This is a genomic window from Roseivivax halotolerans (assembly GCF_900115815.1).
GTDB classification, from domain to species: Bacteria; Pseudomonadota; Alphaproteobacteria; order Rhodobacterales; family Rhodobacteraceae; genus Roseivivax; species Roseivivax halotolerans.
The window spans coordinates 199,588-222,900 of record NZ_FOXV01000002.1 but is presented as its reverse complement, the minus strand read 5'-3'; the positions used below and the strand labels follow the sequence as shown (position 1 = coordinate 222,900).

23 protein-coding genes are annotated in these 23,313 nt (G+C 64.1%); 6 read left to right on the top strand and 17 right to left on the bottom strand.

Features of this window, described 5'->3' with window-relative positions:
* Nucleotides 1-9: 9 nt before the first annotated feature.
* The 6 genes from BM171_RS03985 to BM171_RS03960 form a co-directional block, all read right to left on the bottom strand.
* Nucleotides 10-1,272, bottom strand: coding sequence for a CpaE/TadZ family protein (locus BM171_RS03985; protein ID WP_093009526.1), 1,263 nt, complete (start codon nt 1,270-1,272; stop codon nt 10-12).
* A gap of 196 nt (nt 1,273-1,468) precedes the next feature.
* Complete coding sequence (locus tag BM171_RS03980) at nt 1,469-2,179, bottom strand: OmpA family protein (protein WP_175497483.1); 711 nt, start codon at nt 2,177-2,179, stop codon at nt 1,469-1,471.
* 10 nt (nt 2,180-2,189) lie between these two features.
* A complete protein-coding gene (locus tag BM171_RS03975) occupies nt 2,190-3,605 on the bottom strand; it encodes a type II and III secretion system protein family protein (protein ID WP_175497482.1) in 1,416 nt (471 codons plus the stop codon).
* Nucleotides 3,606-3,810: 205 nt separating this feature from the next.
* Nucleotides 3,811-4,671, bottom strand: coding sequence for a Flp pilus assembly protein CpaB (gene cpaB, locus BM171_RS03970; protein ID WP_093009524.1), 861 nt, complete (start codon nt 4,669-4,671; stop codon nt 3,811-3,813).
* Between the two features lie 70 nt (nt 4,672-4,741).
* Nucleotides 4,742-4,921, bottom strand: a complete 180-nt coding sequence (locus tag BM171_RS19155; protein WP_093009523.1) for a hypothetical protein — start codon at nt 4,919-4,921, stop codon at nt 4,742-4,744.
* Between the two features lie 168 nt (nt 4,922-5,089).
* The gene (locus BM171_RS03960; protein WP_093009522.1) at nt 5,090-5,281 is read right to left on the bottom strand and encodes a Flp family type IVb pilin; all 192 of its coding nucleotides are present in this window, start codon (nt 5,279-5,281) and stop codon (nt 5,090-5,092) included.
* A 340-nt stretch (nt 5,282-5,621) separates the two neighbouring features.
* On the opposite strand from BM171_RS03960, the gene BM171_RS03955 reads away from it, so the two are divergent.
* The gene (locus BM171_RS03955; protein ID WP_093009521.1) at nt 5,622-6,470 is read left to right on the top strand and encodes a lytic transglycosylase domain-containing protein; all 849 of its coding nucleotides are present in this window, start codon (nt 5,622-5,624) and stop codon (nt 6,468-6,470) included.
* Here the strand turns inward: BM171_RS03955 and BM171_RS03950 are convergent.
* The 11 genes from BM171_RS03950 to coxB form a co-directional block, all read right to left on the bottom strand.
* Nucleotides 6,454-7,878: an FAD-binding oxidoreductase gene (locus tag BM171_RS03950; protein ID WP_093009520.1), complete on the bottom strand. Its 1,425-nt coding sequence runs from the start codon at nt 7,876-7,878 to the stop codon at nt 6,454-6,456. The genes BM171_RS03955 and BM171_RS03950 overlap by 17 nt on opposite strands.
* 63 nt (nt 7,879-7,941) lie before the next feature.
* Nucleotides 7,942-8,781, bottom strand: a complete 840-nt coding sequence (locus BM171_RS03945) for an MBL fold metallo-hydrolase (RefSeq protein ID WP_093009519.1) — start codon at nt 8,779-8,781, stop codon at nt 7,942-7,944.
* A gap of 152 nt (nt 8,782-8,933) precedes the next feature.
* A complete protein-coding gene (locus BM171_RS03940; protein ID WP_093009518.1) occupies nt 8,934-9,518 on the bottom strand; it encodes a GNAT family N-acetyltransferase in 585 nt (194 codons plus the stop codon).
* Nucleotides 9,518-10,780: a M16 family metallopeptidase gene (locus BM171_RS03935; protein ID WP_093009517.1), complete on the bottom strand. Its 1,263-nt coding sequence runs from the start codon at nt 10,778-10,780 to the stop codon at nt 9,518-9,520. The genes BM171_RS03940 and BM171_RS03935 overlap by 1 nt, the downstream gene beginning before the upstream one ends.
* Nucleotides 10,777-12,165: a threonine synthase gene (thrC, locus tag BM171_RS03930; protein WP_093009516.1), complete on the bottom strand. Its 1,389-nt coding sequence runs from the start codon at nt 12,163-12,165 to the stop codon at nt 10,777-10,779. The genes BM171_RS03935 and thrC overlap by 4 nt, the downstream gene beginning before the upstream one ends.
* Nucleotides 12,162-12,848, bottom strand: coding sequence for an SURF1 family protein (locus BM171_RS03925; protein WP_093009726.1), 687 nt, complete (start codon nt 12,846-12,848; stop codon nt 12,162-12,164). The genes thrC and BM171_RS03925 overlap by 4 nt, the downstream gene beginning before the upstream one ends.
* A gap of 244 nt (nt 12,849-13,092) precedes the next feature.
* Nucleotides 13,093-13,893 carry a cytochrome c oxidase subunit 3 gene (locus BM171_RS03920; protein ID WP_093009515.1) on the bottom strand — a complete coding sequence of 267 codons (801 nt, stop codon included), beginning with the start codon at nt 13,891-13,893 and terminating at the stop codon, nt 13,093-13,095.
* Between the two features lie 24 nt (nt 13,894-13,917).
* Nucleotides 13,918-14,502: a cytochrome c oxidase assembly protein gene (locus tag BM171_RS03915; RefSeq protein ID WP_093009514.1), complete on the bottom strand. Its 585-nt coding sequence runs from the start codon at nt 14,500-14,502 to the stop codon at nt 13,918-13,920.
* Nucleotides 14,502-14,681: a hypothetical protein gene (locus BM171_RS03910; protein WP_093009513.1), complete on the bottom strand. Its 180-nt coding sequence runs from the start codon at nt 14,679-14,681 to the stop codon at nt 14,502-14,504. Before BM171_RS03910 ends, BM171_RS03915 begins: the two co-directional genes overlap by 1 nt.
* Nucleotides 14,678-15,622 (bottom strand): heme o synthase, encoded by a 945-nt coding sequence (gene cyoE, locus BM171_RS03905; protein WP_093009512.1) that lies wholly within the window; start codon nt 15,620-15,622, stop codon nt 14,678-14,680. Before cyoE ends, BM171_RS03910 begins: the two co-directional genes overlap by 4 nt.
* A gap of 66 nt (nt 15,623-15,688) precedes the next feature.
* The gene (gene coxB, locus BM171_RS03900) at nt 15,689-16,576 is read right to left on the bottom strand and encodes a cytochrome c oxidase subunit II (RefSeq protein ID WP_093009511.1); all 888 of its coding nucleotides are present in this window, start codon (nt 16,574-16,576) and stop codon (nt 15,689-15,691) included.
* A gap of 183 nt (nt 16,577-16,759) precedes the next feature.
* On the opposite strand from coxB, the gene tldD reads away from it, so the two are divergent.
* The 5 genes from tldD to BM171_RS03875 all read left to right on the top strand — a co-directional run bounded on the left by tldD (nt 16,760) and on the right by BM171_RS03875 (nt 23,312).
* Complete coding sequence (gene tldD, locus BM171_RS03895) at nt 16,760-18,181, top strand: metalloprotease TldD (RefSeq protein ID WP_093009510.1); 1,422 nt, start codon at nt 16,760-16,762, stop codon at nt 18,179-18,181.
* A 66-nt stretch (nt 18,182-18,247) separates the two neighbouring features.
* Nucleotides 18,248-19,402 carry a DNA-processing protein DprA gene (gene dprA / locus BM171_RS03890; RefSeq protein ID WP_093009509.1) on the top strand — a complete coding sequence of 385 codons (1,155 nt, stop codon included), beginning with the start codon at nt 18,248-18,250 and terminating at the stop codon, nt 19,400-19,402.
* Nucleotides 19,403-19,522: 120 nt separating this feature from the next.
* A complete protein-coding gene (locus BM171_RS18840) occupies nt 19,523-19,696 on the top strand; it encodes a hypothetical protein (RefSeq protein ID WP_172975016.1) in 174 nt (57 codons plus the stop codon).
* Nucleotides 19,697-19,895: 199 nt separating this feature from the next.
* Nucleotides 19,896-22,466 (top strand): type I DNA topoisomerase, encoded by a 2,571-nt coding sequence (topA, locus tag BM171_RS03880; protein WP_093009507.1) that lies wholly within the window; start codon nt 19,896-19,898, stop codon nt 22,464-22,466.
* Between the two features lie 147 nt (nt 22,467-22,613).
* Nucleotides 22,614-23,312, top strand: a complete 699-nt coding sequence (locus tag BM171_RS03875) for a CoA transferase subunit A (protein ID WP_093009506.1) — start codon at nt 22,614-22,616, stop codon at nt 23,310-23,312.
* Nucleotide 23,313 lies beyond the last annotated feature (1 nt).

Sequence of the window (23,313 nt, the reverse complement as noted above, 5' to 3'; positions counted from 1 at the left end):
GGTCAGACCTCAGGCAGCTTCTGCGTCGGTCTGGCCGATCGCGTGAAGCGATTGGGCGACCTTCGCGATTTCGCGGCGGAGTGGGTTCTTGGCAGCCTGCAAGCCCAGCGGAACCCCGTGATCGCAGCAATTGAGAACCTGCCTGCCGCCATCGGGCAGATGCAGGTCGAGCGAGATCTCGAGGCTTTCGGACATCCGCTTCGCGCGCGCCTTGCCTTGCAGATCAGTGAATTTCGGAGCGCGGTTCAGCACGAAGCGCATCTTCTCGAAGGGCAGTTCCTCCGATTGCAGCGCGCGCTTCAGGCGCAGGGTGTTCTGGGCCGACCGCATGTCGAGCTCGGTCAGCGCGAAATAGACTTGCGCCGCGTTGAGGACCGTCTCCGTCCACATCGTCACGGCGTTCGGCATATCGACAACGACGTAATCGTAGTGCTCCCGCGCCAGGTCGAGGAGCTTGGTCACATCTTCCTGCGAGATCATGTCGAGCGGCAACAGGTCGGACGGCGCGGTGAAGACATCGAGACGCCCGTCATAGCTTTGCAGTGCCTGCGCGAAGGTGTCTTGGTCGATGGCGCTCATGTCGGCGAGGAATTCCACCACCGTTTCCTTGCGCGGAAGGTCGAGATAGGTCGCAACTGACCCGAATTGCAGGCCGAGATCGATCAGGCAGACGCGCGGTGCGACCGGCGTTTTGTCCTTTTTCTTCTTCTCGGAGCCGAGGCTCGCGAGTTCCCAGGCGAGATTTACCGCGAACGTTGTCGATCCGACCCCGCCGGCAAGTCCCTGCACTGCGATGAGCACCCCGTCGCACCCGGTTTCCAGCTTCACGCGCTCGGACGACGCCTCGGCGACTGGCGGCGCAGGCGCGTGATGCAGTCTTTCGACGGCCGCGGCCAGTTCACCCTCGGGGAGCGGGTAGGGGACGAACTCGTCCGCGCCGCTTTTCAGCAGCCGGTGCAATGCCGCGGGCGAGACGTCTTCGGCGATGAGAACGACCTTGATCCGCCGGGCCTTGGCCGTGGCGATGATCGACAAGAGCTGATCGATGTCTTCCTCGTCGGTTTCATCGATGGCAAGCGCAACGAAATCGAGACTCTGCGCGTCGGGTTGGCCGAGAAACGCCAGCGCCTCGGCAAAGCCGAGGTCTCCCCATGCTTCACCAAGCATGGTTTCCATGTCTTCGATGAGGAGATCGAAGATTTGCACGTCCCTGCTGATGGTGCAGGCCCGGATCGGAGCGACTTCTGCCTCGCCGTGTGTCCCTGTGCTCATCTGCGTTGCGTCCTTTGCCTGTCGTAGGTCGGACAGGCGACGCAAAATTACCAAGGATGCGCCCCCTGTGCCGACACCAGAACCGCGGGGCGTTCAGCCCCGGATACTCACTTCGGTACATTGGGAAAGTCGCAACCAAAGGCGGCAACATTTGGACGAAAAAACCGTAATTGTACGGTATTCGCTGACGGTGTTTTTACTCTCCGCCGCCGCCCGCTCCGAGGCCGCCATCACCGCCTCCGCCGCCTAAACTGGACGAGGGCGACGCGGAGTTCACGTATTCGCGGTAGACGATCTGTGCGTATTTGCCATCGAGAACGTTCTGATGGCTCTGAACGAAACCTGACACCTCGGTCACGGTGCGCCGATTGCGGCGTTCGCGTCCCTGGGTGACGATCAGAGGCTGCGTTTCGCCGTAGGACACCACCGCTTCGAGCCGGTTGAGATTCACGCCCTGGCTCGCAAGGAAATGCACGACCGCCTGCGCCCGCGCGAGGCCAAGGCGCTTGTTGTAGGCATCGTTCCCGACGAGATCGGTATGGCCGTAGACCCGGAAGCTCAGTTCGGGGAACTGACGAATCCACGCGGCCTGTTCGCGGAGCGTGTCGCGCGCGCCCTCGTCGAGAACGGAGGAATTGAAGGCGAAGTTGACCGTCGTCATCACTTCGGAGGCGAAACGGTTGGCCAGGTCGAAGGTGTAACGCTTCTCGCCGGACATGACGGCGACATTGTTCTTCGTCGCGGCGCCGAAATCCCCGGTTCCGAGAACGGAGCCGGCCTCACGGTGGAAATAGGTGGCGTTGGGGGAGGTGCCGGCTTCCCGTGCACAGGCGGTCAGGATACTGGCCGAGGCCAGAAGAGCACAGGCCGCCGCGCGTCGTTTATGTCGGTTCGGAAAGCCTCGCATCACCATCGCCTCAATCCATCACGTAGCCGTAGGAGCCGTTGAAATCCTGCGTCGCCACTTCTCCGGCCGCGCCGCGTGCAGGGCGCTGCCCGGCCTGGGTCTTGCCGAAGAGGAAGAGATCGCGCTCTGTGGGCGGACGCACCCGGTCGGTCGGCAAGGCGAGGGCCTCGCCGCGCGTCGGCGTGACGAGGTGCGGGGTGACAATGATGACAAGCTCGGATTGCTCGCGTGTGTAGTCGACGCTGCGGAACAGCGAGCCCAGCACCGGCACATCGCCGATCCAGGGAAGCTGGCTGCTCGAGTCGCGGAAATCGTCTTGCAGAAGGCCCGCGATGGCGAAGCTCTCGCCGTCGCGCAGCTCAACCGTCGTCTTCGCACTGCGGGTCGAGAAGCCGTCGACACGCACGAATTCGAGGTCGATCCCCGAGGTGCTGTCGATGGAGGAGACCTCGGTCGACAATTCGAGATTGATCAGATCGCCATCGACAACACGCGGGACGAAGTCGAGCTGAATGCCGAAGGGTTTGAATTCAATGGTGATTTGGCCGTCCCCGCCACCGATCGGAACGGGATATTCGCCACCCGCGAGGAAGGATGCCTCCTGGCCCGACAGCGCGGTGAGGTTCGGCTCGGCCAGCATCCGGACCATGCCCTTCGACTCGAGCGCCTCGAGAAGGATGCCCACCTCGAGACCGCCCGCATCGAAGCCGATTAGCGCGCCGCCCTCGGTGTCCGGGCTGATCTGTGCCCCGGTGATCGAATTGTCGCCGTCGAGGAAGCTGCCGGTCTCGGTCACAAGTCCGACCTCGTCGCCGAAGAGCTCGCCTGCGATCCCGACCGAGGAGCGCAGGGCCTTCGAGACCGAGCGCTGCATTTCCGCAAAGCGCACTTTCAGCATGACCTGTTGGACGCCGCCAACCTGCATGAGGTTCGACACGCGGCCGGGCGCATAGCGTTCGGCGAGGCTCAGCGCGCGATCGAGCGCTTGGATCGACCCGACCGTGCCGGACATGACCACGCCGTCATTCGCGGTGCGAACCTCGATGGGCTCGCCGGGCAGGATCTGCCGCAGACGTTCCTTGAATTCCGACACGTCCGCCGCGACGCGCACGTCGACATTGGTGATCAGGCGTCCTTCGGCATCGAACATCGAGAGCGTCGTCGTGCCGGGCGCCTTGCCCAGAACATAGATCGTGCGGTCCGAAAGCGAGGAGATATCGGCGATGGCCGGGTTTGCGATCGAGAGTTCCGCGAAAGCAATGTCGCTTTCGACCACGACCGCGCGGTTCATCGCCACGGACAAGGGCGCGCTGGTGCTGCCGCGCACCACCCGCAACGTTTCCGCATCGGCCTGCGGGGTCAGGGCAGGTGCGCTGCCAAGGACGATACCCAAGAGGGCCGCCCGCAAAAAACCTTCGACTTTCATGTGACCTGCCTTTCCGATCACGCCTCTTTGCCCGGGTCTTCTGCCCAGTGTTGGCGGAAGCCTGCGAGAGTTTTCATTTTTTTGCAAGAATCAATGGCTTTGCGGTCAGCGTTCATGTGGATATGCCGCAACATGATGTCCGAAGCGATGTTCGAACGAAAAAGGGCGCCTGCAGGGGCGCCCTTCGTAACCATCTGAAATTAGGTCAGTTTGTGCACGGGATAGGAATCTCGACGACTTCGGAGCCCTTCCGCGTCTTGATCGTGCAGACCTCGCGCGCTTTCTTGATCGACGGCGCTTCTGCCTTCTCGAGGCCGAGGAGCGAGCGCTGATCGACTTCGATCGCTTCGGCGATCGTGTCATCGTTCGACGCCATCAGCGACAGCGACAGATCGCCGGTGGATTGCGCCTGCGCGAGCGCCGCGACCTGCTGTGGTGTCGCTTGCACCGTGACAGTCCGCGCGATGGTGGCATTGTCCGCACTGTCCGCATTCGCCGATTGGTCGATTGCGATGAGCTCAATGCCCGTCTGGATCAGCTTGGTCACATCGCCGCTCGGCATGGAGCGATCGTTGCTGCTGACGCGGCCGGTCCAATAGACATCCACGCGGTCGCCGGGGCGCAGAAAGCCCGAGACGCCCGAGGCCACGTCGACACGGATCGCGAAGGCGCGCATGCCCCGGCCAAGGCGCGAGGTTATGCCGGCATCGCCGCCGGGCTCGGACACTTTGGCAGCCATGAAGGGCTCGTTCGCCTCGATCTGGCGCAGCACGACGCGGGTCAGACCGTCTTCACCGAAAAGCGGCGTTTCCTCGTCGAAATAATTCTCGGGGAGCGCGTTTTTCGGCCAGTCGACCAGCTTCACGTCGTCTTCGGTGATCCGCTCACCATAAGACAATTGGGCGGCAGAGACGAAGATCGGCTGCGTTTCGATCACTTCGGCCTGTTTCGCCCGTTCCTCCTGGAGCGCGCTCTCATACGCGCCGATGTAACTTTGCGCGAGGTAAACGGCAAAGCCTGCCAGGCCGATTCCTGCAATCAGCACCAGTCCGAAAATCAGTCGCATCTGCTTGGCCTCCGAAAGGGTTTAGGCGCGTCTGGCGGTAAGGCCGGGCGCGCTTGTGTCGATTTACGGATCAGTCGTCCGCGCGATCTTGAATCACATTTGCTGTGGTCGTGGCCAAGCCTCGGGTTTGTGTCCCGATCACAGTGAAAGCTGCGATGGCAAGCCCGACAGCGGCTGCCGTAAGGACGACCCAGTCGACGGTAACGGCGCCGGTTTCGTCTCGGGCAAAACTCTTGAATTGACAGATCATGTCACACTACTCGCATCAATTGGGCGCTCGCGCGTCATGCGCAGAAGCCGTTCCAGTTTGATGGGGCATGTGTTTTCCGTACTGACCCCACCCGGGCCGAGGCCTGTTCTGGCCGAAAGTATGTGGGAAGGCCGAGAGGCCCTCCCACGAATGTCACCGCAATAGCGATTATTCTCCTTCGAAAGCTTCACGTTCGTCTTCGACAGCAGCTGCCGCATCGCCAATCAGGTTCTGAGCGTTGGTCGAGATGGTGCCGTAAGCTGCGATCGCGAGGCCGACAACTGCTGCGGTGAGCACAACCCAGTCAACCGTGACTGCGCCGTCTTCGTCGTTGCGGAAGTTCTTGATGAAGTTAAACATGTTCGTCTCCGTAGGGTTCAAGTTTGCTCTTTTTCACCGTTCCGGTCCGTGTCGGGGGTCTCTCATCCATCCCGTGTCCGTCTCGGTATGAACACATATAGCTGTCTGATTGGGGCACGATTTTGACCGCAATGGATCGATTTCCGTTAACCTTTAGAAAACTTCGCTATTCCTTATAAGTATCTGATTTTGAAACAAACAAAGTTTGGAACCAGTGTTTTTCTGGGCTGAAAGCCACGCCAATCTGTCAATTTCGCCCGGTTTGGGCCCGCCGTATTGGGCCGCGGCGCGGAATATGCGAGACTTCCCGCAAAAGAAGACCAGAGGCAGACAGAGCAGCATGTATCCATTTCGCGCCCTGAGCGTGCTCGCGGCCTTTGCGATCGCGATGCCGCTTCATGCACAGACATCCTCCACGGATTTTTCCGCCCGCTTCGTGAAGCCGCCGAAGCCCGGCGAGTCGCGCCGGGTGACCGTCCAGATCGCGCCGCGGGCGAACCCGGCCGTTCTGCCACCGCCGGAGAAAGCGCCGAGCGACGAGGACGCCCCCGAGGTGATCGAGACATCGGCAGCGATTGCGCCCAAGGCCCCTTCCGCCCGCTTCGCGTGGTTCTGGGACGAGATCGCACCGGATCGTGCGTCGGCCACGGGGCCGGGACGGCTCGAGCCCTCGCTCGCCGTGCTCAAGTCCGCGCCAGAGACCGGACGCGTGCCCGCGCCGCGCATGCAGCATGTTCAGGATCTGGCTGCCCGCTACGGAACGCACCTTCTGCGACACTCGGTCGGCACCGACGTCTCTCCCGCGCTCGCGCTTGCGGTGATGTCGGTGGAATCGGGCGGCAAGCCCGACGCCGTCAGCCGAACCGGGGCCGAAGGGCTCATGCAGCTGATGCCCAAGACCGCCGAGATGTTCGATGTCGAGGACAGCTTCGATCCCGATCAGAACATCAAGGGCGGTATCGCCTTCCTCGACGCGCTGATGCGCGCCTACCAGGGTGATCCGATCCTGGTCCTTGCGGGCTACAATGCCGGCGAGACCGCCATTGCCGATGCCGGTGGCGTGCCCGATTTCGCGGAGACGCGCGATTACGTGCCCAAGGTCCTCGCGGCGTTCGAGGTGGCGCGTGCGCTTTGCAAGACGCCGCCGATGCTTCTGTCGGATGGCTGCGTGTTCAACGTCTCTCCCTGAGGATCGCGCCCGGATTCATGATGCCGAGCGGATCGAGCGCCGCCTTGATCGCGCGCATCGCCGCCATCTTCGCGGGATCCTGGTAGCGTTCTAGATCATCGACCTTCAGCCGCCCGATCCCGTGCTCGGCGCTGATCGACCCCTCCATCTCATGCACCAGATCGTGGATCACGCGCTTGATCTCGCTCCGCTGATGGTCGTGATCGGCCCGGCTGCGGCCCGGCATGGGAAAGACGTTGTAGTGCAGGTTGCCGTCGCCCAGATGGCCGAAGCAATTGACGCGGAAGCTGTCGATCCGCGCGAGCCGCGCGATGCCCTCGGGAATGAAATCCGGGATCGCGGAGATGGGCACGGAGATGTCGTGCGAGGACACCGCGCCGATCTTCCGGTTCGCCTCGGGGATGCGTTCGCGGATCTGCCAGAAATCATCGGCCTGCGCCTGCGATTGCGCGATCAGCCCGTCACGGACGAGGCCCTCCTCGAACGCCTCGGCAAAGACAGCTTCGAGCGCCTCCGCAGGATCGAGGCCCTCGGGCAGACCGACCTCGATCAGAACGCTCCAGTCCGGCGGCGTCTCGAAGGGCTGGCGCAGCTCGGGAATTACCTCGGAAAGAAAGTCGTAGCCGGCCCGGCTCATCAGCTCGAAGGCGGAGACACCGTCGCCAAGGCGGCTCCGCGCCAGTGCCAGAAGATCGAGCGCCGCAGCCGGCGAGGCGACGGCCAGCAGCGCCGTGCCCGTGCCTGCGGGGATCGGCGACAGTTTGAGCGACGCCGCGGTGATGATACCAAGCGTGCCTTCCGCGCCGACCAACAGATTGCGCAGATCGTAGCCGGTATTGTCCTTCCGAAGCCGCCGCAGCCCGTGCCAGATCTCACCCGACGGCAGCACCGCTTCGAGCCCGAGGCAGAGATCGCGCGCATTGCCGTAGCGCAGGACGTTCACACCGCCGGCATTGGTCGCCAGCAGCCCACCGATCCGTGCCGATCCCTCCGAAGCAAGCGAGAGCGGAAACAGGCGATCCGCCGCCCGCGCCGCGTCCTGCACATCCTGAAGGATCGCGCCCGCTTCGACGATCGCGACGTTCTCGCGCGGGTGGAGACTGCGGATGCGGTTCATCCGCTCGAGGCTGATGAGCAACGGCTCCGTGCCGCCCTCGGGGGCGATCTGGCCGCCTACGAGCCCCGTGCCGCCACCATAGGGAACAAGCGGCACCTGCGCCTCTGCGGCGTGCCGCACGATGATCGCGACCTCCTCGGCGCTCCGGGGCAGGGCGACATGGCGCGCTGCGCCCTTCCAGCGTCCGCGCGGCTCTTCGGCAAAGCGGGCCTCGGCGGGCCGGATCGTATCCTCGGGCAAGTGAGCCGTGAGGCGATCAAGAAACGTCTCGTCGATGGAATTCAGGGGCATGGGTCGTCCTGCAGCGCTACGCCTCAGGCTTAGCCTGCCTGTCCCGTCCAGCGAAAGGGGTCATCAGCGCGGATCGGTCAGCCATTCGGGATCGAGCACCATCACCGTCGGCCGGTCGGGCAGCGTGGCAAGCGAGATCTCCAGACTCGGCACGCCGAGCCGCTCGACAATGACGTCCTCGCGGATCTCCTCGATGAAATTCTCGAGCGCCAGACCGCTGAACCAGTGCATCGGGATGATGACGCGGCTTTTCAGCCGGTCCAGCACGTTGATCATGTTGGTGCGCGCCATCGTATAGCCGCCATCCACAGGCACCATGACGACATCGAGCCGGCCGAGCGCGGCGTATTGCGCCTCGTTCGGCTCGTGGTGCAGATGCCCCAGATGGCCGATGCAAAGCCCCTCGGCCTCGAAGACGAAAATCGAATTGCCGTTGTCCTCGCGCCCGCCGAATTGCGAGCGAATATCGGTCGAGACGTTCCGCACCAGCATCTCGCCGAGATCGACGTGATGGTCGATACCCGCGCCGAATTCCTCGCCCCAACCTTGCAGGACGTGCCCGATCGCGGGATCGGGGTTCGCCGTCCAATGCGTGTCATGGGCATGATTCATCGTCACGACATCCGGGATAAGATCCGTATTGCCGATGAAGCCCGTGTAATCGGTGACGACATCGAGACCGCCGCGCGTCTGGATCAGGAAGGAGGCATGGGCGATGTAGTGGATCCGCACGGAATATTCCGCCACAGGCTCCTGCCAGGACGCCTTGTGAAGATACTGCATCTCGGGCGCGGCATCGGCGATGGCGATACAATGCGAGGCACGTCGATCCTGCGCGGCGCCCGCCTGGGGCAGCGCTCCGAGCAGGACAAGCGCCAGAAGAGCAATGAGACCGCGCGGCATGAGAAACCTCCCTTTGAGGGTCAGGCTACCAAGCCTTCGCGCCCCCGCGCTTCACGTCCGCGCGAGGCGCCGCGCTCCTGATTTGGGTTGGCGGAAATACCGCGGGGGTGTGGGGGCAGCGCCCCCACTCGGCCCTGGCGGATCGCGCGATGCTACCCGACCTGGGTGCGTCCGCGCCGATCGCTCCTGAGGCTCGCATAAAGCACATGGGTGCGCCAGCGGCCGTTGATCTGCAGATAGCTCTGCGCGACGCCCTCGTATTTGAAGCCTGACCGCTCCAGAAGGCCGCGCGAGGCGACGTTCTCTGGCAGGCACGCGGCTTCGAGCCGTGACAGATCCAGCTTGCCGAAGGCGTAATGGACCATCGCCTCGATCGCTTCCTGCATATAGCCCTGCCGCGCGAAGGGCTGCCCGGTCCAGTAGCCGAACGTGCCCGATTGCGCCGGTCCGCGGCGGATATTGTCGAGGGTCAGCGCGCCCATCAGCATCTGATCCTCGCGGCGGATGAGAAAGAGCGGCACCGCCGTGCCGCCCGAGATCGAGCGGTTGGCCCAATAGACGCGGTTGGTGAAGGCCCGCCGCGTCAGATGATCCGACGCCCAGGTCGGCTCCCACGGCACAAGGAAATCGCGGCTATCCTGCCGGAGCGCGGACCAGGCGCTGAAATCGCCATGAACCGGCGGGCGCAGGGTCAGCCGCTCGGTCTCGATGCGCAATTTCCTGCGGCGGGTCAGCATCAGGCGGCGCGGGCCTCGTTCAGTGCCTCGAGCGTCGGTGCGCTGTCCACGGGCCCGTAAAGCGCCATCGCGGCCGGTGCCTTGGTCGCGAGGTCTTCGGCGAAGGTGCGGACATCTTCGAGCGTAACCGCGTCGATGCGCGCGATGGTGCTCTCGATCTCGGGCACGCGGCCCCAGATCTGGATCATGCGGGCATGCCGCTCCGCCCGCGCTGACGCCGATTCGAGGCCCATCAGGAGCCCGGCTTTCAACTGAGCGCGGGCCCGGTCGATCTCCTCGGGGCGCAGATCGGAGGCGGCGCGCTTCATCTCGTCGATGGTCAGCCGCGCCAGTCCGTCCAGTTCCTCGCCCGAGGTGCCCGCATAGATCGTGGTCGTGCCCGTATCGGCGTAGGCGCCCGAATTGGCGAAGATCGTGTAGCAGAGACCGCGCCGCTCCCGCGCTTCCTGGAAAAGGCGCGAGGACATGCCGCCGCCAAGCGCGGTCGAATAGATCTGCGCCGCGTAGAAGGCGGGATCGCGGTAGCCCGGACTTTCGAAGGCGAGCGCGAAATGCGCCTGTTCGAGCTGGCGGCTCTCGCGGATCTCGCCGCCCCCGAAGCGGGCAGGATCGGCATCGCGGGCATCACGCGGGGCAAGATCGCCGAACAGCTTCTCCGCCTGTCGCACGAGCGCGTCGTGATCGACCGCGCCCGCCGCCGAGAGGATCAGCCGGTCGGGTCCGTAATGCTCCGAGACAAAGCGCGCGAGGTCTTCCTTGCCGAAGCGGGAGACATTGGCAGAGGGGCCGAGGATCGACCGTCCGATGGCCTGGCCGGGATAGGCTGTCTCCTGCAGCCAGTCGAAGATGATGTCGTCGGGCGTGTCGCGCACCTGGCCGATCTCTTGCAGGATCACGCCGCGCTCGGTCTCGATCTCCCGTTGCTCGAAGGCGGGGGCGCGCAGGATATCCGCGATAAGATCGAGCGCCAGCGGCACGTCCGGCTCCAGCACGCCCGCGAAAAACGCCGTGGTCTCGCGCGAGGTGTAAGCGTTGATGTAGCCGCCCACATCCTCGATCTCCTCGGCGATCTTCAGGGCTGAGCGCGAGGCCGTGCCTTTGAAGGCCATGTGCTCGAGAAAATGCGCGATCCCGTTCTCGGCCTCGCGTTCATGCCGCCCGCCTGCGCCGACCCAGACGCCGAGCGCGGCGGATTTCAGATGCGGCATGTGTTCGGTGACGATGCGAAAGCCGTTGGGGAGCGTTGTGATCTGGCAGGTCAAAGGGGGATGCGATCCTTGATCAGGGTTTCGAGGGCGCCGAGGTCGTTCTCGGCGCGCGTCATGCGTTCGGGCCGCTCGAAGAGGTCGGCCATGCGCTCGGGCAGGGGCGGGCGGATGCCCGTCGCCCGCTCGACCGCGTCGGGGAATTTCGCCGGATGCGCTGTCGCGAGCGTGACCATCGGCACCGCGGGGTCGAGATGTTCTTCGGCGACCTTCACGCCCACCGCCGAGTGCGGGCAGAGGAGCTCGCCCATCGTCTGGTGCGCGCGGGCGATCGTCGCGAGCGTTTCCTCCTCCGAGGCGCAGCCCGAGGTGAAATCCTCGCGCAGCTTTTCCAGCGCGCCCTGGCTCACATGGAAGCCGCCCGCCTTCAACTCGTCCATGAGCTGCGCCACCGCCGCGCCGTCCCGACCATAGGCGTCGAAGAGCGCGCGCTCGAAGTTGGAGCTGACCTGGATGTCCATCGACGGCGAGATCGACGGCGCGACGCCCGCCGTCTCGTAGGCGCCCGAGCGCAGGCAGCGGTCGAGAATGTCATTCTGGTTCGTGGCCACGACCAGCTTGTCGATCGGCAGGCCCATGCGCTTGGCGATGTAGCCTGCGAAGATGTCGCCGAAATTGCCGGTTGGCACGGTGAAACTGACGCTGCGCTCCGGCGCGCCGAGCGCCACGGCCGAGGAGAAGTAGTAGACAACCTGCGCCAGCACCCGGCCCCAGTTGATCGAATTGACACCCGCGAGCCGAACCTCGTCGCGGAACTCGAAATGGTTGAACATGTCCTTCAGACGTGCCTGGCAATCGTCGAAATGCCCGTCGAGCGCGATGGCGTGAACGTTCTCTTCGACCGGCGTCGTCATCTGCCGCCGCTGCACTTCGGAGACGCGCCCGTGCGGGTAGAGGATGAAGACGTCGACCGCATCGAGCCCCCGGAACGCCTCGATCGCGGCGGAGCCGGTATCTCCCGAGGTCGCGCCCACGATTGTCACGCGGTCGCCCCGCCGCTTCAGCGCCTCCTCGAACATCTGCCCGATGAGCTGCATCGCGAAGTCCTTGAAGGCGAGCGTCGGCCCGTGGAAGAGCTCGGCGAGGAAATGCCCCGGGGCGAGTTGCACCAGCGGCGCGCGGGCGACATGGCCGAACCCGCGATAAGCGTTCTCGATGAGGCTGCCGAACGTGTCGTCGTCGAACGCGTCCGCCACGAAGGGACGCATCACGCGAAAGGCGACCTCTTCATAGGGCAGGCCATGCAACGCGCGGATGTCTCCGGCGGACATTTGCGGCACGGTCTCGGGCACGTAGAGGCCGCCGTCGCGCGCGAGACCGGACAGCATCGTCTCCTCGAAGCCAAGAACCGGGGCCTTCCCCCGTGTCGAGACGTAGTTCATGTCACTGTGCCTTTCTCGGCCGCACGGCTGCGGCGGATGTAGAGCCCGGTCATCACCGCCCAGATGGCGGCAAGCGAAAACCAGGTGATCGCGTATTGCAGATGGTTGTTCGGGATACCCTCTGTCGAGACCGGAAGCGGCGTGATGCCGGGCGCGGGCGGCGTCTCGCTTCGCGCGATCACGAGGAGGGGCTCTGTCCCGAGCGCCTCGGCCATCGGGCCGATATCGCGGGCGAACCATGTGTTGCCCTCAACATCATTCCGAGGCGTCGACGAGGTGCGGTCGTCCGGCCAATGCAGGTTGCCGGTCACCTCCGTCTCGCCGATCCGCCGCTCGGACGTCTTAGCCTCGTTCTCGACGTAGCCCCGATCCAGCAGAATCTGCCGTCCCGCATCGGTCGTGAAGGGCGCAATGATCCGATAGCCCGCACCGCGCTGTTTCACGGAGACGAGCACGTGCAGCTCGCCTGCGCCGATCTCGCCTGACAAGGCGACGGGCTGGTACCTTTGCTCGGATGGCGAGACTACGTCGGGCAGGGGCTCGGCTGCGCCGTCGATCTTCGCCTCGATCTCGGCGAGGATCCCTTCCTTCCAGGCCAGACGCTGCACCTGCCATACGCCAAGCGCGATCAGGATCGCGCATCCGGCGAGGCCAAAGATCAGCGGGGCGAGAAGTCGTTTCACGGGCGGCACGAGGCTCCGGTCGGTTTGGTCCGCGTTGCTCTAGCCGGTGACGCGGCCGGGTTCAATCCGCCCGCGTATGGCTTGGCGTCGCAGCGCGCAGGTGTCGCCGGTGATTTCCGCCCTCGGACCATGGTCCATGATGGTTCCGAGGGTCTGCGATCGCTCGCCGTTCGGTTGCGTCGCTCCAATGAAAAACGCCCGCCGAAGGTCCAGCGGGCGTTGTCCAGTTTCTATGCAGGCGTTGTCAGCCGCCCCAGACGTAGACGGCTGCGAAGAGGAAGAGCCAGACTACGTCGACGAAGTGCCAGTACCAGGCAGCGGCCTCGAAGCCGACATGCTTGTTCTGGGTGAAATGCCCGCGCATCAACCGCAGGAGGCAGATGAACAGGAAGATCGTGCCGATTATCACGTGCGCGCCGTGAAAGCCCGTCGCCATGAAGAAGTTCGCGCCGTAGATGTTGCCAGAGAAGCCGAAGGCCGCGTGGCTGTACTCATAAGCCTGGAACACCGTGAAAATCAGGCCGAGCACCACTGCGAGGATCAGGCCGTTCTTCATGTCCTGGCGGTTGTTCTCATGCACGAGGGCATGGTGCGCCCAGGTCGCCGCCGCACCGGAGCAGAGCAGGATCAGCGTGTTGATGAGCGGCAGATGCCAGGGGTCGAAGGTCTCGATTCCCGCGGGCGGCCAGACGCCGTCCTCGGCGGGCGAGTTCGGGCCCATCGGGTACATCGCGTGTTTGAAGAAGGACCAGAACCAGGCGAAGAAGAACATCACCTCGGACATGATGAAGAGGATGAAGCCGTAGCGCAGGCCGATCTGCACGACCGGCGTGTGATCGCCGACCTGGCTTTCGGCGACGACGTCCGACCACCAGCCGAACATGACATATAGCACGCCGACGAAGCCGATGAGGAACGCCCAGGGGCCCATGTCCTTCATCCAGAGGACAGCGCCGAACAGCATGATGAAGCCCGCGACCGCGCCGAGGAACGGCCAGATCGAGGGCGACAGGATGTGGTAATCGTGGTTCTTTGCGTGCGCCATTTCGGTTCCCTCGCTCGCTCCCGCTTAGTTGACTGTGGTTGTGGTGTCCGTACCGGCGTCGAGCTCGGCCTGCACCTCTTCGGGCATATCGATCTCGTAGAACGTGTAGGACAACGTGATGTGCTTGAGGTGCTTCGCATCCGCGTCGTCGGCGATATCGGGATCGACGAAGAAGTTCACCGGCATCTCGACCCGCTCGCCGGGCATCAGGACCTGCTCGGTGAAGCAGAAGCACTGCACCTTTTCGAAAAAGCCGCCCGCGATGAAGGGCGCCACGTTGTAGCCTGCCTGGCCGGCAATCGGTTTGTCGGTCGGATTGTAGGCCTCATAGAAGGCAAGTCCGTCTTCGCCGATCTTGACCTTCATTTCGGTCTGCATGGGCTTGAATTCCCAGCCCATGCCCGCCTCGGTATTGGCATCGAAGCGCACGGTGATCTCTTGGTCGAGAACACGGTCGCTCCCGGCTTCCGCGACACCGGTCGTGCCGCCATAGCCGGTGACGGCGCAGAACCAGTTGTAAAGAGGCACCGAGGCCCAGGCCATCGCGCCCATGAAGGTCACGACACCCACAAGCTGCAAGAGGGTCTTGTTCTTTTGGTCCATCGCCATCAGTTCGCCTCCTCAGTCTGCGTGGGCACGCCACTTCCGCTCAGCGAGAAATCGTCGTTGGTCACCTTCACCATCGTGAGGCCGAAGATGATCGCGATGAGCGCGGTGAGCGTCAGGCCGACCCCAAGGTTCCGGCTGAAGCGGCGCTCATGCATTTCGTGCTTGCGGATCAGGCTCATAACAGACCTCCGAAGCCAAAGCCCAGCGTCTCGAGCGCCCGATCGGCGAGGATCGCGCCGAAATGGGCGAAGAGGTAGAGAAGCGAGAGCTTGAAGAAGCGCTTCTCGACGCCGTAATTGTCCGCCTCGGCCATGACCTCGTCGCGGCGCCAGATCTCGACCGCGCCCTTCAGGAACATCGCGTTCAGCACCAGTGCCGTTGCGAGATAGATCGGACCGCCAGCGGATGTCAGGCCCATTGCAAGGGCAAGGGCTGCCAGAAGCACGGTATAGACAAGGATGTGGCGGCGCGTTGCCGGGCGGCCATGCGTCACGGTCAGCATCGGAACGCCGGCATCGTCGTAGTCGGAGCGCATGAAGAGTGCGAGCGCCCAGAAATGCGGGGGTGTCCACATGAAGATGAGCGCGAACATCAGGATGCTTTCGACGGACACGCCGCCGGTCGCAGCGGCCCAGCCGATCATCGGAGGGAATGCGCCGGCCGCGCCGCCGATGACGATGTTCTGCGGTGTCGTGCGCTTGAGCCACATGGTGTAGACGACGGCGTAGAAGAAGATCGTGAACGCCAGGAGGCCCGCTGCGAACCAATTCGTCGCAAGGCCGAGGAAGACGACCGAGAAGGCCGAAAGGGCAAGCCCTATGGCCAGAGCCTCGTCGCCCTTGACCCGGCCCGAGGGAACGGGGCGCTTTGCGGTCCGACGCATCACCGCGTCGATATCCGCGTCCCACCACATGTTGAGCGCCCCCGACGCGCCGCCCCCGATGGCGATGAACAGGATCGCGCAGAAGGCGACGAAGGGGTGCAGCGCGACCGGCGCGGCCAGAAGCCCGACAAATGCCGTGAACACGACAAGCGTCATCACGCGCGGCTTCAGCAGCGCGAAATAATCGCCGAATTGCGGCTCGTGCTCGTCGAAGGTCTGGAGGCTGACATCGGTCATGCAGGCATCACGGGAGTTAGCTTGGGGAAGGGCAGGCGGCCGTCATCCGGCCGCCCGGTACTGCGATCACTCGGCCGAGGCGACTTCGACGGCGCGAGGCGCGTCGTTCGAGGCGTATTCCTCTTTCATCTGGGTCAGCCATTCGGCGTATTCTTCCTCGCTGACCACTTTGACGGTGATCGGCATGTAGGCATGCGCGATGCCGCAAAGCTCCGAGCACTGGCCAAAGTAGATGCCTTCCTGCTCGGGGGTGAACCACAACTCCGCGAGGCGGCCCGGAACGCCGTCCTGCTTCACGCCGAAGGCCGGAATCGTCCAGGAGTGGATCACGTCGCCGGCGGTCACCTGCATAACGATGGTCTGGCCCACGGGCACGACCACCTGCGTGTCGGTGGCGAGGCGGAAATGCTCGGGCTCGTAGCCCGCTTCGGTCAGCTGTGCCTCGACTTCGTCGGTGTAGCGGTTGTCGCCGCCGGTCGCGGGGGAGCCGATCATGTAGCTGTCGAAGGAAAAGTCCTCGCCGATATATTCATAGCCCCAGTACCACTGGTAACCCGTGGCCTTGATAACGACGTCGCCTTCCGGGATTTCCTGCTGTTTGAACAGCGTCGGCAGCGAGAAGGAGCCGATGAACACAAGGATCAGGATCGGTACGATCGTCCAGGCGATCTCCACGGGCGTGTTGTGGGTGAAGCTGGCCGCCTTGGGATTGGACCGCTGATTGTAGCGCACGATGCACCAGATCATGAGGCCAAGGACGAACAGCGTTGTGGCTGCGATGATGACCGTGATCATTCCGTCGAGCCATTGCAGGTCGCGGGCCAGTTCCGTCGCCGCAGGCTGAAAGCCCATGCCGCCATTGACGGGAGCGCCGATCACCTCATCGCTCTGGGCGAAGGCCGGAGCCGAGAGAAATGCCGGGATCATGCCCGCAATCATCGTCTTGAGTCGCATGTAACACCTGGTGGTTGTCGTCGTTCGCGTAAGGCCGGGTCGAGGGCAAGGCGGCTGTGAAGGGCGCCGCACGGATTCCCCCGTTGTTTCGAGGCCGGTTAAAACCATATTCTTGCACACGGAGTAAAGCCGCATCCTTGCGGCAAACAGCCGCTTGTCCCCGACCTTCCGACCGGAGCCTTCATGACCGACGCGCCTTTCCGCCCCCTCGAAACCCACATGGACGCCAACACCGCGCGGGATATTCTGCGCCACACGCTCGACGGGGCCGAGGACGGAGAGCTGTTTTTCGAGCGCAAGCGCAGTGAAAGCGTGCTCTTCGACGATGGTCGGGTGAAGACCGCCAATTACGATGCGTCAGAGGGATTTGGCCTGCGCGCGGTGAAGGGCGAGGTGGCCGGCTACGCCCATTCAACCGAAATTTCCGAGGCGGCGCTGCGCCGCGCGAGCGAGACCGCGCGGCTCGCCGTGGGGGATGGCGGCGGCGTCATGTCGCCCGGTCCGGTGCAAACGAATCGTCGTCTTTATACGGATGCCGATCCGATCGCGGGCCTGCCCTTCGCGGCCAAGCTCGACACGCTGCGCGAGATCGACGCCTTCCTGCGCGATCTCGATGCCCGTGTCGTGCAGGTCTCCGCGAGCCTCGCGGCGTCGCTGCAGGAAGTCACGATCATGAGGGCCGATGGCAGCCTCGTTTCCGACACGCGGCCCATGACGCGGCTCAACGTCTCCGTGATCGTCGAAGAGAACGGCCGCCGCGAGAGCGGCACCGCAGGCGGCGGCGGACGTGTTCTTCTGGATGGCCTCGTCGCGCGCGAGGATTGGGAAGCCAAGGCGCGGGAGGCGCTTCGGATCGCGCTCGTCAATCTCTCGGCCGAGGCCGCGCCCGCGGGAACCTTCGATATCGTGCTTGGCCCCGGTTGGCCGGGCATTCTTCTGCATGAGGCCGTGGGTCACGGGCTTGAGGGGGATTTCAATCGTAAGGGCTCTTCCGCTTTCGCGGGCCTGATGGGGCAGCGGGTTGCGGCACCCGGCGTGACCGTGCTCGACGACGGCACGATGCCCGACAGGCGCGGCTCGATCACCATCGACGACGAGGGCACGCCTTCGGCGCGGAACGTGCTCATCGAGGACGGGATCCTGGTGGGCTACATGCAGGACCGCCAGAATGCGCGGCTCATGGGTGTGGAGCCTACCGGCAACGGCCGACGCGAGAGCTACGCGCATATTCCGATGCCACGGATGACCAATACCTACATGCTCGGCGGCTCGGCTACGAAAGACGATCTCGTGGCGGAGTTGAAGGATGGCATCTACGCAACCGGGTTCGGCGGCGGACAGGTGGACATCACGAGCGGCAAGTTCGTCTTCTCCTGCACCGAGGCTTACCGGGTGAAGGACGGCAAGGTCGGCGCGCCGGTCAAAGGCGCGACGCTGATCGGCGACGGCGCGACGGCGCTCCAGCAGATTCGCGGGCTGGCCGACGACATGGCGCTCGATCCCGGCATGGGCAATTGCGGCAAGCAGGGGCAGTGGGTGCCCGTAGGCGTCGGTCAGCCGAGCGTTCTGATCGGCGGACTGACCGTCGGCGGCTCGGGATCTTGAGCGTCTTAACCAGCTTTTAACCCTCGGCGCGCTACTCCTTGCTCAGCAAGCAGACGGGGTTGGCGAATGGCCGAGGAATCACCTTCTTCCACTCACCCCCTACTCCCACCCAGGACGGAAGACGACCGATTCGACTGGCTCCGTCTCTTGCGCTCGCGGCGTGTCGGGGTGGCGACCTTCTACCGCCTCATGGCCGAACACGGGACTGCCCGCGCCGCACTGGGCGCATTGCCCGAGATCGCCGCCAAGGCCGGAGTCTCCGGCTACGAGATCTGTCCCGAACGTATCGTCGCCGCTGAAATGAAGCTGGCCCGCACTCATCGCGCCCGGCTCATCTGCCGGGGCGAGGCCGAATATCCCGAAGCGCTCTGCGATCTTTCCGACGCACCGCCGCTTTTCTGGGCGGTGGGCGATCCGGCTTGCCTCGCACGTCCGATGATCGCCGTGGTCGGTGCACGCAACGCCTCGTCGCTTGGTCTGCGTATGGCGCGCGCGCTTGCCGCGGGGCTGGGCGAGGCGGGCTACGTCATGGTCTCCGGTCTTGCGCGCGGCATCGATGCGGAGGCCCACAAGGCGACGCTGAAAACCGGCACGATCGGCGTGATGGGCGGCGGCGTCGATGTGCTTTACCCGCAGGAGAACGCGCAACTCGCGCAGGACATACCCGGCGCGGGCGGCTTGCGGATCAGCGAGCAGGCGATGGGGCTGGCGCCGCAGGCGCGGCACTTTCCCGCGCGCAATCGCCTCATCTCGGGCCTTGCCCGCGCTGTCGTCGTGGTGGAAGCGGCGGCGAAGTCGGGCTCCCTGATCACCGCGCGCACCGCGCTCGACCAAGGGCGCGAGGTGCTGGCTGTCCCGGGCCATCCGTTCGATGCGCGGGCCGCGGGATGCAACATGCTTATTCGGGACGGCGCGGCCCTGGTACGCGGGCCGGAGGATGTGATCGAGGCGATCTCGGCGATGCCGACCGGCGAGAGAGGGCCCGCCGCGCAGGAACGGCAGTCTGCGCCACGGCAAATGAAGCCGGCCCAGCTCGATCCCGGCACCTTGGATCTCCACCGGCAGATCCTGGCCCGGCTCGGCCCCTCTCCGGTTACCGAGGATCAGCTGTTGAGGGATCTCGCGCGCCCCGCCGGTCAGGTCGCACCGATCCTCACAGATCTCGAACTGGAGGGCCGGGTAAGGCGCGCGCCAGGCGGGTTCCTGGCGCTTGTCGGGTAGGCCGACGTTACAAAGGCGCAACAGCGAAATCGTGAATCTTCTTGATCGGTTGTGTTCATTGGCTAGGTTTTTCAGGTGAGAATGACGGTCAACCTTTGCCTGAACGATAAGGATTTTATCATGAGACTGCCCCGTATCGCGCTTCTGGCGCTCCCGCTGACGCTTCTGGCTGCTTGCGGCGGCGGAGAATTCTATGCCGTCGAACTCGCCTACGATCCGATCCTCGCCAAGGACGGCACCGTGGTCGAGCCCGACTGGACCGTGGTGAACACCTATCCGGTCGAGGAAGACTGAGCTCCAATCGCGTCGCATCCCGACGCGAGGAAAGGTCCGGTGCCGTCGCGGCGTCGGGCCTTTTTTCGTGCAACGCGGCAGGTTCTGAACGCGCGGGTCCGAGACGTCGCCGATTTCCCGGCTTGATTGACAATCACATCTTGCACCACACATGCTGCCCGGCCATATCGCCTGCAGTTTTAAAGAAGGTCCGTTCCAGATGCCTGTTGTCGTTGTCGAGTCCCCGGCCAAAGCCAAGACGATCAACAAGTACCTGGGATCCGACTACACGGTGCTCGCCTCTTACGGACACGTGCGAGACCTGCCTCCGAAAGACGGCTCGGTCGATACCGAGCACGATTTCGACATGACCTGGGAAGTCGCGAGCGATTCCAAGAAGCACGTGAAGGCCATCGCGGACGCGCTGGCGACCGACAATTCCCTGATCCTCGCCACTGACCCCGACCGAGAAGGCGAGGCGATCTCATGGCATCTCAAGGAGGCGCTGACCAAACGCCGCTCGATCAAGAAGGACACGGCGGTCAGCCGCGTGACCTTCAACGCGATCACCAAGCAGGCGGTGACCGAAGCGATGCAGAACCCGCGCGAGATCGACGCGCCGCTCGTCGAGGCCTATCTCGCGCGCCGGGCGCTCGATTATCTCGTGGGGTTCAATCTCTCGCCGGTGCTCTGGCGGAAACTGCCGGGCGCGCGCTCGGCTGGCCGCGTTCAGTCGGTCTGCCTGCGTCTCGTCGTCGAGCGCGAAATGGAGATCGAGGCATTCCGCGCCCGTGAATACTGGTCGGTCAAGGCTCTGCTCGCGACACCGCGCGGCCAGGAATACGAGGCGCGGCTGACCACGCTCGCGGGCAAGAAGCTCGACCGCTATGATCTCGAGAACGAGACGCAGGCCGAGATGGCCGTTCAGGCGATCACGTCGCGCGATCTGAAGATCACTTCGGTTGAAGCGAAACCCGCAAGCCGCAACCCTTCCGCGCCCTTCATGACTTCGACGCTCCAGCAGGAGGCGAGCCGCAAATTCGGCATGGGCGCGAAGATGTGCATGTCGACTGCGCAGCGGCTCTACGAGGCCGGTCACATCACCTACATGCGGACCGACGGGATCGACATGGCCGCCGAAGCCGTTCACTCGGCGCGGGATGCGATCAAGGATCGCTACGGCGCGGAATACGTCCCCTCCAGCCCGCGCATGTACAAGAACAAGGCAAAGAACGCGCAGGAGGCGCATGAGTGCATCCGGCCGACCGACATGACCAAGGATGCCGGCAGCCTTGGCCTTCGCGACGCGGATCAGAAGAAGCTCTACGACCTGATCTGGAAGCGCACGCTCGCCTGTCAGATGGAGGCCGCGCGGCTCGAACGCACCACGGTCGAGATCGGCAGCCAGGACCAGCAGGTGGGCCTGCGCGCCACCGGACAGGTCGTCCTGTTCGACGGCTTCCTGCGCGTCTACGAAGAGGGCCGGGACGATGTCGTCGATGACGACGACAAGCGCCTGCCGCAGATTTCAGAAGGCGAGCCCGCCGAGAAGCGCGGCGTCACCCCCGAGCAGCACTTCACCCAGCCGCCGCCGCGCTACACCGAGGCGACGCTCGTCAAGAAGATGGAAGAGCTCGGGATCGGCCGGCCTTCGACCTATGCCTCGGTGATCTCGACGATCCAGGACCGAGAATATGTCCGCAAGGACAAGAACCGGCTCTTTCCCGAGGACAAGGGCCGGATCGTGACGATCTTCCTTCTGAACTTCTTCAAGCGCTACGTGGAATACGATTTCACCGCCGCGCTCGAGGAAGAGCTGGATGACGTCTCCGCCGGACAGCGCGACTACAAGGAGCTTCTGTCGAAGTTCTGGCGCGACTTCTCCGCCGCGATCGCGGAGACGTCCGAGCTTCGCATCGCCGAGGTGCTGGACGTGCTCGACGACGCGCTGGCGCCGCAGCTTTATCCCCCGAAAGAGGATGGCTCTGATCCGCGCATCTGCCCGCTCTGCGGCGAGGGGCAACTGCATCTCAAGACATCGCGTTCGGGCGGCTTCGTGGGCTGCTCGCGCTATCCCGAATGCCGCTATACGCGCCCCATCGGCGGTGATGCGGCGGAGCAAGGCGACCGCATTCTCGGCGAGGATAACGGCGACGAGATTTCGCTGCGCTCGGGCCGGTTCGGACCTTACGTCCAGCGCGGCGAGGTGACCGAAGAAAACAAGAAGCCGCCGCGCGCCTCCCTGCCGAAGGGATGGTCGCCGGATGACATGGATCTCGAAAAGGCGCTGACGCTTCTGTCGCTACCGCGCGAGGTCGGCAAGCATCCCGAGGATGGCGAGCCCATCGAAGCCGGGATCGGGCGGTATGGCCCGTTCGTGAAGCACAACAAGCTCTACGCCAACCTCAAGGAGGTCGACGAGGTCTTCGAGATCGGCATCAACCGGGCGGTCGATGTGCTGGCCGAAAAGGCTGCCAAGCGCGGCGGCGGGCGGGCAGCAGCCAAGCCGCTGAAAGAGCTTGGCGAGCATCCCGAGGACGGCGGTCCGGTCAACGTCATGGACGGGCGCTACGGCCCCTACATCAAATGGGAAAAGGTCAACGCGACTTTGCCCAAGGATGTCGAACCCGACGCCGTGACGATGGAGATGGCGGTCGAGCTCATCGCGGAGAAGCAGGCCAAGAAGGGCGGCAAGAAGAAAGCCGCTCCCAAGAAGGCTGCCGCTAAAAAGCCCGCGACCAAGAAACCCGCCGCCAAGAAATCGACCGCGAAGAGCGCTGCGAAGAAATAATGCTCATGTCCCCGGTCATGGCCGGGGGTTCACAGCATTCCATAATGCAGCGCGCGTCCGCCGAGCGGCGGCGGGCCTGCTCGCATTGACTCTCTTTCGGTGGAGCGCCAAGACTCCCACACAACACGGCTCGGAGGGATGACAGAGATGCAGAAAATCTACGGATCCGCGGCGGAAGCGCTTGATGGGCTATTGCATGACGGCATGCTGATCGCGGCCGGCGGGTTCGGTCTCTGCGGCATTCCCGAGCTGCTTCTCTCGGCGATCCGCGATGCGGGCGTGAAGGATCTGACCTTCGCCTCGAACAATGCGGGCGTTGACGATTTCGGCATCGGCATCCTTTTGCAGACCAAGCAGGTCAGAAAGATGATGTCGTCCTATGTTGGCGAGAATGCCGAATTCATGCGCCAGTATCTCTCCGAGGAACTCGAGCTCGAATTCAACCCGCAAGGCACGCTCGCCGAGCGGATGCGCGCCGGCGGCGCGGGTATTCCGGGTTTCTACACCAAGACCGGTGTCGGCACCCAGATCGCCGAGGGCAAGGAACACAAGGAATTCGACGGCGAGACCTACATTCTCGAGCGTGGGATCTTCGCCGATCTGTCTATCGTGAAGGCGTGGAAGGCCGACACGACCGGCAATTGTATTTTTCGCAAGACCGCGCGCAATTTCAATCCGCCGGCGGCCATGTGCGGCAAGGTCTGCGTCATGGAGGTCGAAGAGATCGTCGAGCCGGGCGAACTCGACCCCGATCACATCCATCTGCCGGGCGTCTACGTGCATCGCATCATCCAGGGCGAGCATGAAAAGCGCATCGAGAAGCTGACCACGCGGTCGGCAGCCTGAT

What these genes read in the sequence shown, in the direction of transcription:
- BM171_RS03985 (WP_093009526.1), bottom strand. Translation starts at nt 1,272, where the DNA reads ATGAGCACAGGGACACACGGCGAGGCAGAAGTCGCTCCGATCCGGGCC.
- BM171_RS03980 (WP_175497483.1), bottom strand. Translation starts at nt 2,179, where the DNA reads ATGCGAGGCTTTCCGAACCGACATAAACGACGCGCGGCGGCCTGTGCT.
- BM171_RS03975 (WP_175497482.1), bottom strand. Translation starts at nt 3,605, where the DNA reads ATGAAAGTCGAAGGTTTTTTGCGGGCGGCCCTCTTGGGTATCGTCCTT.
- cpaB (WP_093009524.1), bottom strand. Translation starts at nt 4,671, where the DNA reads ATGCGACTGATTTTCGGACTGGTGCTGATTGCAGGAATCGGCCTGGCA.
- BM171_RS19155 (WP_093009523.1), bottom strand. Translation starts at nt 4,921, where the DNA reads ATGATCTGTCAATTCAAGAGTTTTGCCCGAGACGAAACCGGCGCCGTT.
- BM171_RS03960 (WP_093009522.1), bottom strand. Translation starts at nt 5,281, where the DNA reads ATGTTTAACTTCATCAAGAACTTCCGCAACGACGAAGACGGCGCAGTC.
- BM171_RS03955 (WP_093009521.1), top strand. Translation starts at nt 5,622, where the DNA reads ATGTATCCATTTCGCGCCCTGAGCGTGCTCGCGGCCTTTGCGATCGCG.
- BM171_RS03950 (WP_093009520.1), bottom strand. Translation starts at nt 7,878, where the DNA reads ATGCCCCTGAATTCCATCGACGAGACGTTTCTTGATCGCCTCACGGCT.
- BM171_RS03945 (WP_093009519.1), bottom strand. Translation starts at nt 8,781, where the DNA reads ATGCCGCGCGGTCTCATTGCTCTTCTGGCGCTTGTCCTGCTCGGAGCG.
- BM171_RS03940 (WP_093009518.1), bottom strand. Translation starts at nt 9,518, where the DNA reads ATGCTGACCCGCCGCAGGAAATTGCGCATCGAGACCGAGCGGCTGACC.
- thrC (WP_093009516.1), bottom strand. Translation starts at nt 12,165, where the DNA reads ATGAACTACGTCTCGACACGGGGGAAGGCCCCGGTTCTTGGCTTCGAG.
- BM171_RS03920 (WP_093009515.1), bottom strand. Translation starts at nt 13,893, where the DNA reads ATGGCGCACGCAAAGAACCACGATTACCACATCCTGTCGCCCTCGATC.
- BM171_RS03915 (WP_093009514.1), bottom strand. Translation starts at nt 14,502, where the DNA reads ATGGCGATGGACCAAAAGAACAAGACCCTCTTGCAGCTTGTGGGTGTC.
- BM171_RS03910 (WP_093009513.1), bottom strand. Translation starts at nt 14,681, where the DNA reads ATGAGCCTGATCCGCAAGCACGAAATGCATGAGCGCCGCTTCAGCCGG.
- cyoE (WP_093009512.1), bottom strand. Translation starts at nt 15,622, where the DNA reads ATGACCGATGTCAGCCTCCAGACCTTCGACGAGCACGAGCCGCAATTC.
- coxB (WP_093009511.1), bottom strand. Translation starts at nt 16,576, where the DNA reads ATGCGACTCAAGACGATGATTGCGGGCATGATCCCGGCATTTCTCTCG.
- tldD (WP_093009510.1), top strand. Translation starts at nt 16,760, where the DNA reads ATGACCGACGCGCCTTTCCGCCCCCTCGAAACCCACATGGACGCCAAC.
- dprA (WP_093009509.1), top strand. Translation starts at nt 18,248, where the DNA reads ATGGCCGAGGAATCACCTTCTTCCACTCACCCCCTACTCCCACCCAGG.
- BM171_RS18840 (WP_172975016.1), top strand. Translation starts at nt 19,523, where the DNA reads ATGAGACTGCCCCGTATCGCGCTTCTGGCGCTCCCGCTGACGCTTCTG.
- topA (WP_093009507.1), top strand. Translation starts at nt 19,896, where the DNA reads ATGCCTGTTGTCGTTGTCGAGTCCCCGGCCAAAGCCAAGACGATCAAC.
- BM171_RS03875 (WP_093009506.1), top strand. Translation starts at nt 22,614, where the DNA reads ATGCAGAAAATCTACGGATCCGCGGCGGAAGCGCTTGATGGGCTATTG.